Source organism: Amycolatopsis sp. cmx-11-12, from assembly GCF_046269425.1.
In the GTDB taxonomy this organism is placed as follows: Bacteria; Actinomycetota; Actinomycetes; order Mycobacteriales; family Pseudonocardiaceae; genus Amycolatopsis.
Window position 1 is genome coordinate 64,497 of the sequence record NZ_JADNQM010000035.1, and the last position, 11,948, is coordinate 76,444.

Below are 11,948 nucleotides of genomic sequence, written 5' to 3' on the forward strand. Positions count from 1 at the left end.
TGTGTTGCATATGGAGATTTTATGACTCAGGGCACTGTGAAGTGGTTCAACTCCGAGAAGGGGTTCGGCTTCATCACTCCCGACAACGGCGGCGGCGACGTCTTCGTGCACTACAGCGAGATCAAGGGCAACGGCTTCCGTACCCTCGAGGAGAACGCCCGTGTGGAGTTCGAGATCGGGCAGGGCGCGAAGGGTCCGCAGGCCACCTCGGTCAACTTGATCTGATCCAGGTTTTCCAAGCTGGGCCGTCATCCCCTCGGGGAGGCGGCCCTGCTGCTTTTCCGGGGTCTTTCAAGGTCTTTCAAGGTCTTTCACGGCGAGACCAAGCCGGTCTCGTAGGCCAGCACGATCGCCTGCGCCCGGTCCCGTAACCCGAGTTTCGCCAGTATCCGGCCGACGTACGTCTTCACAGTCTGCGCCGAAAGCACCAGATCCGCCGCGATCTCCGGATTGGACCGTCCTTTCGCGATCAGCCGCAGCACTTCCCGCTCGCGTTCGGTGAGCACGTCGAACCGCGCCGGGGACGGCCGCGGAACCGGCGCACTGGCCACGAAGTTCGCGATGAGCCGCTTCGTGACCGCGGGGGAGAGCAGCGCGTCACCGGCGGCGACCACGCCGATCGCGTTGATCAGCTCGGCCGACGGCGCGTCCTTCAACAGGAATCCGCTCGCGCCTGCCCGCAGCGCTTCGTAGACGTAGTCGTCCAAATGGAACGTCGTCAGGACGATCACCTTCGGCTTCTCGCCGTCGCCTTCGAGCAGACGCCGGGTCGTTTCGAGACCGTCCATCACCGGCATCCTGATGTCCATCAGGACGACATCCGGCGGCGTGGGCAAGGCGGAGATGCCTGCCAGCGCCTCGATCCCGTCACCCGCTTGGCCTACCACGGCCAAACCCGGTTGCGCGTTCAGCAGACCGGCGAAGCTTTCCCGCACCATGGCCTGGTCGTCGACGATGAAGACGTTCGTCACGCGTCGCCTACCCCCGGGAGTTCCAAAGTGACGGCCACGCGGAAACCGCCGTCCGCCCGCGGCCCGGTCTCGCACGAGCCGCCGATCAGCGTAACGCGTTCGGCGATACCGGCAAGACCGGTGCCGTCACCGGCCGAAGGCGCGGCGGGCCGGGTGGGCGGCCCGTTTTCGACGAGGATCGTGAGCCCGTCCGGCTCCTGTCGCACCTCAACGTCCACAGTGGACCCCGGGCTGTGCCGTGCCGCGTTGCTCAGTGCCTCTTGCAGGATCCGGTACGCGGCCAGTCCGATCATGGCGGGGACGTCGTCCCCGCCGGAGATCTCCGCCCGGATCTCGATCCCGGAGGCCCGGCAGCCGTCGATCAGCGACGGCACCTCCGCGAGCCCTGGCTGCGGTTCGTGTTCCGGCTCGGCGTCGGTCTCCCGCAGCACGCCGACCAGCCGCCGTGCCTCGTCGAGCGCTTCCCTCGCCGCGACCCCGAGCGCGCGGAACTCCTCCTGCGCGGCCTCGGAGACGTCCGGGACGCGGTAGCGCGCGCTGTCGGTCCGCAGCGCGATCAGGGAGAGGTGATGGCCGATGATGTCGTGCAGTTCCCTGGCGATCAGCGCGCGTTCCTGCAACGACGTCCGTTTCGCCCGCTCCTCCACGGTCGTGCGCTCGGCCGCGTCGGCCTGCTCCAGTGCCCGGCGGCGCTGCTGCATCCCGTAGCCCGCCACGATCGTCGCGGTCACCACGAGCAGCGCCCACACCAGGCTCTTCGTACCCGCTCGCGGTATCTGGACGATGCCGCCCGCGGCGGCGAGCACGATCGCGAGGCTCGAGATCCCCCAGCCTTGCCCGGCCTTCGTGCGGGCGAGTGTCATCGCGAGCACCGGGAGATACGGCAGGACGTGGATCTGCAACGGCCAGTCCGACAGGGTCGGGCCGAACGGCGCGAAGTCGGCGGGGAAGAGGATCGCGATGATCGCGCTGACCATCCCCGCCGCCGCCACCCGGACGGCGGTCAGCGGGAACCGGACGGCGAGCAACGGCGGCGCGAGCTGGAGGAGCAGCAGGAAGAAGATCAGCGGCACACTGCCGCCGCCGAGGTAGCGCGCCCACGTGCCGTAGGTCAATCCCACCAGTACGGCGAGCGCGGCGGCGGTGAGGCTCGCCTTGACCCAGACCGGTCCGCGCCACCACGCCGACGGTGGTTCGAGATCGGCGTCGCGCCCGGTGAGGAGCGCCCACCCCAAAGAACCGCCGTTCGAAGCCATGTCCCCGACGCTAACGACGCCGCGGGCCGGGCACATCCCCTCCTGGGGGACAGCCGGAGCCCCCCCACGGGGTGACGGGGACTGCTCGCCCGAGCGGGATGTGCCGGACGGTGGCGCACGGTCAGGCTCGATTCATGAACGACGTCAGAGGGTTGATCCGGCTGTCCGCGTTCGCGTGGCTGCTCGCTGGGCTGGTCATCGCGGTCTATGTCGAGATCGTCAACGCAGGCGCGGTCGATCCGCTCGCCACCACCTTCAGCGAATACGTCCACATCGGGCAGGGCGCGCGGCTCGTCGGGGTCGCCATGCTGGCCACCGGCTTCGGCGCGCTGACCGTCGCGGGCGGTGTCCGGCTTTCGGGGGAGGTGTGGGCGGCCAGGCTCGTCGCCGTGTTCGGTATCGGGGTGTGCGTGCTCGCGGTGTTCCCGCAGGAACCGATGGACCAGCCGCTGACCTGGCACGGCGCGATCCACCGTCATGTCGCGCTCGCCGCCTTCGCCGCACTGCCGTTGGCAGGGCTGGTTCTCGGCGCGGCGCGGCGGTTGTCGTACGCCGCGTTGGCCGCGCTGGTGGTCTTCGTGGGGACGTTCTTGGTCGACGCCCGCGCGGTGAGCGGGCTGGCCGAACGGATCCTGCTGGTCCTCGAACTCGTGCTGCTGGTCGTGTTCGTCCGCCGGACACAGATTGACCGGAGATCGGGCACTTCGGCCCCTAGCCTGGCGATGCAACCTCGTGCAACTCTTTCTTTCGCGGCCCTGAAGTCGTTTCCTTGTAGGGACTTGGCGCGGCAGCGGAGGACATGTGGGCGAAGCGGTTGCGGGGATCGTGGCGAACCCCGCTTCGGAGCGTGACATCCAGAGCCTGCGTTCGGCACTCCGCGTGGCCGGGGTCGGCCGGGTGATGGTGTGGACCGAGGCAGGGAAGATCATCGGCACCGTCCGCCGGATGGTGGACGCGGGGGCGAGCGTGCTCATCTGCCTGGGTGGTGACGGCCTGATGCGGGCCGCGGCGGCCGCCTGTGGTGACGTCCCGCTGCTCATGCTGCCGACCGCGACCACCGACGCGCTCCCCGAGCCCACCGTCGCCGGGCTCGCCGCCGGGCTGCTGGCCACCCATCAGGTGGACCCGGACCTGGTCACGAACCGCGCGACCGTACTCGAGGTCGTCACGAAGGCCCGCCGCGAGATCGCGCTGACCGACGTCAGCGTGTCGGCCGAAAGCCGCTGGGACACAGCGTCGCTGACCGAGCTGTACTGCACGTTCGCCGTGCCGGACGGAATCGGCCTGTCGAGCATCCCCGGCAGGCTCTGCCCCAGCCCGAAGTCCACTGTGGACGGTGTCGCGCTCTCGCTCGGGCCGGTCGACGAGACGCCGTACGTCGTGCAGGCGCCGATCGCGCCCGGTGAGGTCCGGGCGGTGGGCGTCCGGGGCTGGAGCGTGCTGTATCCCGGCGTCCGGGTCGACCTCGCCGCCGCCGGTGGCTCCATCGCTGTCGACGGTGAGCCGCACTTCGTGCTGAAACAAGGAGAGAGCGCTTTCGTCGAGCTGAAGCCCGACGGCCCGTGGTGCGTCGACGTCCGCGCCGTGATGGCCGAGGCCACCAGGAAAGGCTTGCTCCTGGGGCGGAAGCCGAAGGGGGCTTTTCCGGTGTCCCACTTGGTGGAAGCGCCCTTCACCGCGTAAGCCTCGCCCAGGTCACAGAGACCTTCCGAACACCGGGTCACCCGGGCACACTGGCCGAAACGGACCAAAGGAGTGGGCCAGGTGCAGCTGGAGGCGGCGTTGCCGGTCGGCGCGGACCCGCGGCGGCACGCGCGCGCCCTCGCCAAAGTGCACGAAGCCGCCCTCGCCGGCCACGCGCTCCCGAGTCACCCGCGCGCGGTCATCGCCGCGTCCTGGCGGCGCATGCGCGAACTCGGCCTCGACCCCGATCGCGGCGCCCCGGCCCCCGTGCTCGGCCCGGAGCAGCTGGAGGCACGCCGTCGCGAGAGCGGCCTCGCCGCCGTCCTGCCCACCCTGCGTGGCGGCCTGATCAGCCTCGCCGAGCAGGCCGCGCACATCATGGCCGTCGTCGACGCCGAAGGCCGCGTCCTCTGGCGTGACGGCAGTACCGCGGTCCGCCGCCGCGCCGACGGACTCGGGTTCGTCGAAGGCGTCGACTGGCATGAGACCTCCGCCGGTACCAACGCGATCGGGACGGCGCTGGTCGCCCGGCATCCGGTGCAGGTCTACTCCGCCGAGCACTACGTCCGTAACCAGCACGACTGGACCTGCGCCGCCGCGCCACTGCACGATCCGAGGGACGGCAGGCTGCTCGGCGTCGTCGACCTCTCCGGTCCGGCCTCGACCGTGCACCCGACGACGCTGGCCCTGGTCGACGCGGTCGCGAAACTCGCCGAGGCGCAGCTGCGCACCACGCACCTCTCCGAGCTGGAACGGCTGCGCGGGCTCGCCTCGCCCCTGCTCGCCAAGGTGAAGGGCAGGGCGGTGATCACCGATCCGCACGGCTGGATCGCGGCGTCGGCAGGCCTCGTCCCGGTCGGCCGCATCGCGCTGCCGATCGACGCGACCGCGGGCCGGACCTGGCTGCCCACCTACGGGAACTGCCTGCTGGAGCCGCTGCCCGGCGGCTGGCTCGTCCGGATCACCGAAGAGGAGGACGCCCCACCGGCCCGCGTCGTGCTCGACCTGCGGTCGTCGCGGGAGAGCACGCTGCGCGTGTCGGGCGCGGCGGGGACCTGGTCGCATCGGCTGAGCCCGCGGCACGCGGAGATGCTGTACCTCCTCGCGCGCCATCGGGAAGGACGGTCGGCGTCGGAACTGTCGCTCGACCTCTTCGGCGACGCCGGCCGGACCGTCACCGTCCGCGCGGAGATGTCCAGGATGCGGCGGCATTTCGGCGGCATCCTGCTGGGCAGGCCGTACCGGTTCGCCGACGACATCGAAGTCGTCGTCGAACGGCCAGCCGGCGGTGGCGAGGTCCTCCCGCACTCCGTCGCGCCCGCCGTCCGCGCCGAGATCGGTGTGCGCAATCGTGCGGAGACAGTGCGCTACGGCCTGGAAAAAGGCCTCTGACCCAGCCGGGAGATCACGTGCCGATGACACACGCCGGTGTCACTGGCTGCGCTGATCCCGACTCGGATACCTTCTTTGCGGTAGAGCCAATGGGGAGGAACGGCGATGACGAGCACTGTGACCCGGCCGGGGCAGCCGGGGAACCCCGCCGCACCCGCGCCGCCCCCTGCGCCCGAGGGCCGCAGCGGGATCGCCGGACTGCTCGAACTGCCGGGGAACGGGATCCGCGCGATCGTCCGGTCCGCCGCGACCACCCCGGGCAGACTGTCGGTCATCGCGATCGGGCTCGTCCTGCTGTCGCTGGTCGCGGGCCTGTTCGGCACGCTGGCCGCGCAGGACAGGAAGGACACGATCAACGGCCTGATCGACCACCGTGAACCACTGGCCGCCGCCGCGCAGCAGGTCTACCGCGCGCTTTCGGACGCCGACGCGACCGCGGCCAGTTCGTTCCTCTCGATCGGCACCGAGCCGCTCCCGATGCGCCAGCGGTACGAACGCGACATCGCGGAGGCCGGTGCGGCGCTGGCGAAGGCGGCGTCGGACTCTTCCGGCGTCGACGAAGCGGCCGAGCGGATCAACACCCTCGGCCGCGAGATCCCCGTCTACACAGGACTGATCGAGACCGCGCGCACCTACAACCGGCAGGGTTATCCCGTCGGTGCCTCGTATCTGCGTGAGGCTTCCGAGCTGATGCGGGCGAAAATCCTTCCCGCCGCACAGGATCTGTACCGCATCGACACCGACCGGCTCGCCGCCGAACAGGACGACGCGACCGGATTCCCTTGGCTGGCAACGGCTTTGCTGCTCGCCCTGCTCGCCGCGCTGATCGTCACGCAGGTGCACCTGACGCGGAAGACCAACCGGCTGCTGAACGTCGGGCTCGTCGCCGCGTCCGTGTCGGTGGTGGTCGCCCTGCTGTGGGGCGCGGTGGCGCTGATCGTGCAGAGCAGTCTCGTCGGCAGCGGTGAGGAAGACGGCTCGCACCAGGTGGACGTCCTCGTGCGCGCCCGGATCGCGGCGTTGCAGGCACGGGCCGACGAAACGCTGACCCTCGTCGCACGCGGCGACGGAGCGGCGTACGAAAAGGACTTCGCCGATCTCGCCGCGCAACTCGGCGGAACCGACGGCCAGGGCGGTCTGCTGGGCGAGGCCCGCGGCCTCGCGGCGGGCGGCGGGGCCGCCGGCAAGGTGGACGAGGCGATCCAGGCCGCGTCGGCGTGGTTCAAGGCACACGGCGAAGTGCGGCGCCAGGACGACGACGGCAGTTACCAGGACGCCGTCGACACGGCGATCCGCGACGACAAGAAGGACGGCGCGGCCGGGGCGTTCCTGCGGCTCGACAACAGCCTGGTGGCCGCGATCAACGTGGGACGGCAAGAGTTCCTCGACGACACCCGCGGCGCCGATCGCGCGCTGACCCTGCTCGCGCCGGGGATCGCGGTGCTGGCGCTGATCGCGGCGGCGGGGGCCGCGTTGGGAATCCGTGAACGGCTGAGGGAGTACCGGTGATGCGGAACGGTCTGCGAGGGGCCGTGCTCGGCGCCGTCTTGGTGCTGGCGACGGCCTGTGGGAGCGCGGGGGCGCCGGTCGACCCGGCGCCGGTGGGCGACGTCGCCCCGCCGCAGCCCGCGAACGTCGGCGGGGCTGACAACGCCGGCGGTGGCGGAACGACCGACACGAGCTGCAACCCGCTGGCCAGCCTGCGGCCGACCAGCGGCACGTCGATCACCAGCGGCTCGACGATGGCGAAGATCAAGGAGAACGGCAAACTGATCGCCGGCGTCGACCAGACGACGTTCCTGTTCGGTTTCCGCAATCCGACGTCGGGCCAGCTTGAAGGCTTCGACATCGACATGGTCAACGAGATCGCGAAGGCGATCTTCGGCAGTGCGGAAGGCCGCGTGCAGTTCCGCGCGATCCCGTCGAAACTGCGGGAAGAAGTGCTGGAGAAGAAACAGGTCGACATCGTGGTGCGGACCTACAGCATCACCTGCAGCCGGTTGAAGAAGGTCAACTTCTCGACGGCGTATTACCAGGCGGGGCAACGGATCCTGGTCGAATCCGGCTCGAAGGTCGCCCAGCTTTCGGATCTCGCCGGGCGGCGGGTGTGCGCGACCAAGACGTCGACTTCGCTGACGAAGATCGCGGCGGATCCCTCGAAGCCGGTGCCGGTCTCGGTGGACAACTGGTCGGACTGCCTGGTGATGCTGCAACAGAAGCAGGTCGAGGCCGTGTCGACGGACGACGTCATCCTCGCCGGGATGCTCGCGCAGGACCCGACGCTGAAGATCGTGGGGGACCGGTTCACCGAGGAGAACTACGGCATCGGTGTCCCGAAGGAGAACGAGGACATGGTGCGGTACGTGAACGCCGTGCTGGAGACCGTGCGCGGTGGCGCGTGGCAGGCGAGTTACGCGAAGTGGATCGGGAACAAGCTCGAAGGCGGAGCGCCGCCTCAGCCTCAGTACAAGTGAGAAACGGGCCGTTCGGGATCGCTCCCGAACGGCCCGCCATCGCTTCAGGGGGACTTCTCGCCGATCACCGGTGGCACCGGTTTCGTGTCGCCGTCGTAGCCGCCGAACAAGACGTCGGCGTCTTCTTCCTGAAGGTAGTTCGGGGCCTTCTTTTCCTTGTCCTCTTCCTTCTGCCCCCTGCCGCCAGGGGCGCCAGCACCCATCGCGCCCGGCCCGCCGCTCTTGCCCGCCGCCGCGGCGCCACCCCGGGTGATGCGCTCCTCGGGCAGCTTGCCCGACCCGGACCCGCCACCCTTGCCCGCCAGCTTCTCGGCTTCACCGGCCGAAACCTTGCCGCCCGCGAGCCGCTCGGCGACGTTGCCCGACCCACCGTTACGCCCGAACCCGCCGCTCCCGCCGCCGGTGGTCAACCGGCTGGCCGCGCTCCCGCCCGGCCCGCCCGGCGTCCGCCCGGGCTTGCCGCGATACTGCTCGCTGCCCAGCCGTCCGAGACCGGTGGGCCCCGGGCCGTTCATGGCCGCCAGCCCCGGATTCGGACCGGGCCGGAACGACCCTGGCTGCCCGCTGAACGACTGCCCCGGCCCAGTGACGCCGGTGTGCCCGCCGCCCGTGGTGATCCCCGGACCGGGCCCCGGTCCCTGCCCTGGTCCTGAGCCTGGTCCTGGTCCTGGGCCACCCGAGTAGCCCGGCCCGGACCCGGGACCGGTGCCGGGCCCGGATCCCGGCCCACCACTGAACCCCTGGACCTCACTGCCCCCGGAGAACCCGGACGCCGTCGTCGAATCGCCCATTTCCGGCGGCGGGGCGAAGGTGGGCTGCTTGGAATTGACGTCGAAGAGCGACTGGTCGTAGGTGTGCATCACCTGCGCGGCCTGCTGATGTGCCTGGAACGACTGCTCCTGCTTGGCCGAGATGTTGCCGACCGTCTCCACCGCGCCCGCGAAGTTCCCCGACGAGAACTGCTGGATGGCGTTCTTGTACTCGGCGTTGCGATCGAAGGGAACCTCTTCGGGCATGGAGTTCTTCGCGGTGGTCGCCGCGGCCGCCGACTGGGAGAACCGGTTGGACGCGAGATAGGCGCCGTCGCCCGCGGTGTCGGCCCACTTGCCCAAACTCTTGAAGAACCCGTGCGCGGCCTCCGCGGACGGCCCCTGCCAGTGGGCGCCCTCCTTGTTGGCGGCGGAACTGAGGGCGTTGCTGAAGGTGTTCAGCGCGTCGCCCTGGTTGTTCCAGATCTCGCCCTTTTGGTCGATCTTCTCCGCGGAGAGGTTGTTGTTGACCATGCCGACCAGGTCGCCGTGCGAATTACCCTCGTAACGCTGACCCGACGGTCCGAGCCCGCCCCGGAACTGCTGGCCCTGAGTGAGCGCCGTGGCCTGCTCGCCCGAATACTCGCCGGCCTTCTGCTCGGCCGTCAGCTTCGCGGTGAGGGAGTTGCCGCCCGGACCCCGGCTGGTCTCGTCGTAGGTCTCCGCGTAACGCTTGCCCTCGTACGTCCGGTGCGCCTTGCCGTCAGCGCTCGCCAAGGAGCCGATGTTCTCCTGCCCGACGTTCTCCACCACGGTCACCTCCTGATACGCGGTCAGTTGCCTTGAGGAAGCTTTGGTGCGATCTGCTCAGCGATGGCCTTGGCATCGGCGCACGACTGTTCGTTCGTGCCGCTCGACAGAGTCACGCTCACGGTGGCCCTGGAGCTTTCAGTGACTGAAATTCCGATCAAGCAATTTCCCTTGCCGCCACCGCCTGCAATTTCGACTGCCTTCTTGCCGGCCACACTTGTCTCGGTGCTCTGGCCGCCATCCGATTTCAGATCGGAAATGCCGGCGTTCTCGACCAGGTATGTGGTGGCTGTGCCATAACGTGGCTTGTTGGCGCGGCAGCCGTTGTCGCTCTGATAGGTCTCAGGGGCGGCAGGGCCGAACCCCTTCTCGCTGGTGATCGGTTCCAGGAGGTCGCACGCCTTCAAACCGTCAAAGGCCCCTTTGTCAGGGGCACTGTTCGCTTGTTGTCCGCGAGACGTCGGTGACGTCATAGAAGCAGGTGAACCGTTGCTTTGGGTGGCGCAAGCTGCAAGTGCTGAGATGGAGGCTATCACCATGATCGTCGAAGATAACTTGGACGAAAAGGCCAGGGTTCCATCCGCGGATCGTCGCGCTGAAAGCGCATCTGCCTCGTTCATCATGATCACCTCCTCTCTGTAGGTCAGCTGCCTTGGGGAAGCTTCGGCGCGATCTCTTCAGCGATCGCCCGGGCGTCAGTGCAAGATTGTTCGTTCGTGCCGCCGTTCGAAAGCCCAAGGGTTATCGTCGCCCTGGCGTTCTCGGACACTGAGATCCCAATCGTGCAGACGCCCTTGCCGCCACCTCCAGGAATTTCAACGGCGTCTCGAGTGCCGACCTTAGTCGGCACGAGTTGACCGCCGTCCGGCTTCATCGCGGATACGCCCTCGTTCGGCACGAGATATACTGCAACAGTCCCGTAGCGGGGTTTGCTAGCGCCGCACCCGTTGTCGCTTTCATAGGTTTCAGATGCAGCGGGGCTGAATCCCTGGGTCGTCGTTATCGGTTCGAGAAGGTCGCAAGCTTTCAGGTCGCCAAAGACGTTGCCTCCGGGAGGGCTGGTGGCCTGTGGACTGCTTGGCGTCGCAGTTGTTGCTGGCGCCGGGTTTCCCCTGCTTTCTGCCTTGCAGCCGGTGAGCACCAAGATGGGCGCCAGCAAGACGAGCGGCATGGCGTACTTGGAAGCTAATGTCCGGGATTGGCGCATATATTCAGATTCCCTTGCCGAGATTAGATAGGTCCATGCTTGCGCCGTGATCGGCAGTCTTGTACTTGCTGATCGCGGTGTCGATAGCGCTGCATGCACGCTCGACAACAGCCTGAAGAGTCTCAAGCTGAGTCTTGGCTGATTGATCATCACCTGAAGCGACCAGGGTCATGTGCTGGCCGACCTGCTGTGCGAACGGACTTCCTCCCAGTTCGGGGGATCGTTCCAGGACTGCAAAGCTGACCTTGTTACTGGTCCAGCTGTCGAGGTAGTCGTTGAGGGCCGTCTTGTACGCCTCGCCCATCTCCTCGCTGACGGCGAACTTGCCGTCGTTCGCCGCCTTCACCATCAGATCGGCCTGCGCAGAGAAATCGCCCAGCATCTGCGAAAAGTCCCCCGGTGGTCCACCGGTGCCGTCAGTCATGGCCTCTCCCCTGTACCAAGTCCCGGTTACTCGTCGCGTTCGTCAGATCACGATATCAGCGGAAGCGGCCCGCAAGGCCGGCTTCCGGCGAGGATCACGCGCTGCCGACGCGGGCGGCTTCGACCAGGTCGTGGATCCATCGTGCCAGGTGGGAGCCGTTCGTCGGGGTGAATGTGCGCCGGACTTCGCCGTCGGGGAAGCGGTCGGTGGTGAGCATGAAGCGGCCCTGGACGCTGTCGAACCACTGGATGCTCTTCTGCTGCGGCTTACCCCGGTCGTCGCGCAGAGTGACACTGACCGTGCCGAGTCGCGCGAGCGGGTGTTCGAAGAACCGGCTCGCGGCGCCAAGGCGGAGGTTGCCGGGGTCCTTGTCGAACGGGTCGTCCGGTCGTTTGGACGGGGGAAGCGTGCTCGACGTCATCACCCGTCCGGGGAACGGCTGCAGTGACGGCAGGTTGTTGAGGAGGGCCGCGACGACCTGTTCGGGGTAAACCGGCTCGAAGAGGATGTCGAAGCCGCGTTGCTGGCTGACGACGCCCAGGCGGCTGTTCCAGCCACCCCGATAGAGGTATTCGGCGTTCTGCTCGACTTCGTGCGCCTCCAGGGTGACGACGAAGTCCCCCGTGGCCCAGAGCCGGAGTGTCTCTTCGTAGTCGCGCAGGAGCTCGCGGCCGCGGGCGAAGCCTCGGTCGGCCAGGTCGGCCCAGACTTCCTCGCAGTGCCGCTCGCGTTCGGTGATGGTGGTACCGACGGTCGGGATTTCGAAAGGCAGCACGAATCTGCCAAGCCCGAGTTCTTCGAGTACGACGTCGAGCTGGGTCATCGACATCGAAAATGACGCAGGCACTCGGCCTCCCCCTCATCACCTGCTGAATCGGTTCTCTCTCGCACCGTAGCGGGTTCGACCCGGTGCGGACACGACCTGCCTGGTCACCCTTAGTCCATCCATGCCCCCGCCGCCGCCCTCAAAGGAGGAGCTGCG

13 protein-coding genes are annotated in these 11,948 nt (G+C 68.3%); 6 read left to right on the top strand and 7 right to left on the bottom strand.

The window, feature by feature from the left end:
- Nucleotides 1–21: 21 nt before the first annotated feature.
- Nucleotides 22–225, top strand: coding sequence for a cold-shock protein (locus tag ACLARN_RS34875; RefSeq protein WP_409495731.1), 204 nt, complete (start codon nt 22–24; stop codon nt 223–225).
- 86 nt (nt 226–311) lie between these two features.
- Here ACLARN_RS34875 and ACLARN_RS34880 read toward each other — a convergent pair whose 3' ends face one another.
- Nucleotides 312–971: a response regulator gene (locus ACLARN_RS34880; RefSeq protein ID WP_409495732.1), complete on the bottom strand. Its 660-nt coding sequence runs from the start codon at nt 969–971 to the stop codon at nt 312–314.
- Entirely contained in the window at nt 968–2,227 is a 1,260-nt protein-coding gene (locus ACLARN_RS34885; protein WP_409495733.1) for a sensor histidine kinase, read from the bottom strand. The genes ACLARN_RS34880 and ACLARN_RS34885 overlap by 4 nt, the downstream gene beginning before the upstream one ends.
- Before the next feature lie 134 nt (nt 2,228–2,361).
- Here ACLARN_RS34885 and ACLARN_RS34890 point away from each other — a divergent pair, with 134 nt between their 5' ends.
- From ACLARN_RS34890 to ACLARN_RS34910, 5 genes are all read left to right on the top strand, one after another.
- Entirely contained in the window at nt 2,362–3,078 is a 717-nt protein-coding gene (locus tag ACLARN_RS34890; protein ID WP_409495734.1) for a DUF998 domain-containing protein, read from the top strand.
- Nucleotides 3,029–3,910: an NAD(+)/NADH kinase gene (locus ACLARN_RS34895; protein ID WP_409495735.1), complete on the top strand. Its 882-nt coding sequence runs from the start codon at nt 3,029–3,031 to the stop codon at nt 3,908–3,910. Before ACLARN_RS34890 ends, ACLARN_RS34895 begins: the two co-directional genes overlap by 50 nt.
- Before the next feature lie 72 nt (nt 3,911–3,982).
- Nucleotides 3,983–5,302, top strand: coding sequence for a GAF domain-containing protein (locus tag ACLARN_RS34900; RefSeq protein ID WP_409495736.1), 1,320 nt, complete (start codon nt 3,983–3,985; stop codon nt 5,300–5,302).
- 105 nt (nt 5,303–5,407) lie between these two features.
- Nucleotides 5,408–6,811 carry a hypothetical protein gene (locus ACLARN_RS34905; RefSeq protein ID WP_409495737.1) on the top strand — a complete coding sequence of 468 codons (1,404 nt, stop codon included), beginning with the start codon at nt 5,408–5,410 and terminating at the stop codon, nt 6,809–6,811.
- Nucleotides 6,811–7,776 carry a glutamate ABC transporter substrate-binding protein gene (locus ACLARN_RS34910; protein WP_409495763.1) on the top strand — a complete coding sequence of 322 codons (966 nt, stop codon included), beginning with the start codon at nt 6,811–6,813 and terminating at the stop codon, nt 7,774–7,776. Before ACLARN_RS34905 ends, ACLARN_RS34910 begins: the two co-directional genes overlap by 1 nt.
- Nucleotides 7,777–7,820: 44 nt before the next feature.
- On the opposite strand, the gene ACLARN_RS34915 is transcribed toward ACLARN_RS34910, so the two are convergent.
- The 5 genes from ACLARN_RS34915 to ACLARN_RS34935 all read right to left on the bottom strand — a co-directional run bounded on the left by ACLARN_RS34915 (nt 7,821) and on the right by ACLARN_RS34935 (nt 11,813).
- Nucleotides 7,821–9,338, bottom strand: a complete 1,518-nt coding sequence (locus ACLARN_RS34915) for a hypothetical protein (RefSeq protein WP_409495738.1) — start codon at nt 9,336–9,338, stop codon at nt 7,821–7,823.
- Between the two features lie 20 nt (nt 9,339–9,358).
- A complete protein-coding gene (locus ACLARN_RS34920; RefSeq protein ID WP_409495739.1) occupies nt 9,359–9,958 on the bottom strand; it encodes a DUF3558 family protein in 600 nt (199 codons plus the stop codon).
- A gap of 20 nt (nt 9,959–9,978) precedes the next feature.
- Entirely contained in the window at nt 9,979–10,542 is a 564-nt protein-coding gene (locus ACLARN_RS34925) for a DUF3558 family protein (protein ID WP_409495740.1), read from the bottom strand.
- Nucleotides 10,543–10,546: 4 nt separating this feature from the next.
- Complete coding sequence (locus ACLARN_RS34930) at nt 10,547–10,966, bottom strand: hypothetical protein (protein WP_409495741.1); 420 nt, start codon at nt 10,964–10,966, stop codon at nt 10,547–10,549.
- A 94-nt stretch (nt 10,967–11,060) separates the two neighbouring features.
- Nucleotides 11,061–11,813: an ESX secretion-associated protein EspG gene (locus tag ACLARN_RS34935; RefSeq protein ID WP_409495742.1), complete on the bottom strand. Its 753-nt coding sequence runs from the start codon at nt 11,811–11,813 to the stop codon at nt 11,061–11,063.
- Nucleotides 11,814–11,948: the final 135 nt, after the last annotated feature.

Coding starts and splice junctions, on each gene's coding strand:
- ACLARN_RS34875 (WP_409495731.1), top strand. CDS start 22: ATGACTCAGGGCACTGTGAAGTGGTTCAACTCCGAGAAGGGGTTCGGC.
- ACLARN_RS34885 (WP_409495733.1), bottom strand. CDS start 2,227: ATGGCTTCGAACGGCGGTTCTTTGGGGTGGGCGCTCCTCACCGGGCGC.
- ACLARN_RS34890 (WP_409495734.1), top strand. CDS start 2,362: ATGAACGACGTCAGAGGGTTGATCCGGCTGTCCGCGTTCGCGTGGCTG.
- ACLARN_RS34905 (WP_409495737.1), top strand. CDS start 5,408: ATGACGAGCACTGTGACCCGGCCGGGGCAGCCGGGGAACCCCGCCGCA.
- ACLARN_RS34910 (WP_409495763.1), top strand. CDS start 6,811: ATGCGGAACGGTCTGCGAGGGGCCGTGCTCGGCGCCGTCTTGGTGCTG.
- ACLARN_RS34920 (WP_409495739.1), bottom strand. CDS start 9,958: ATGATGAACGAGGCAGATGCGCTTTCAGCGCGACGATCCGCGGATGGA.
- ACLARN_RS34925 (WP_409495740.1), bottom strand. CDS start 10,542: ATGCGCCAATCCCGGACATTAGCTTCCAAGTACGCCATGCCGCTCGTC.
- ACLARN_RS34930 (WP_409495741.1), bottom strand. CDS start 10,966: ATGACTGACGGCACCGGTGGACCACCGGGGGACTTTTCGCAGATGCTG.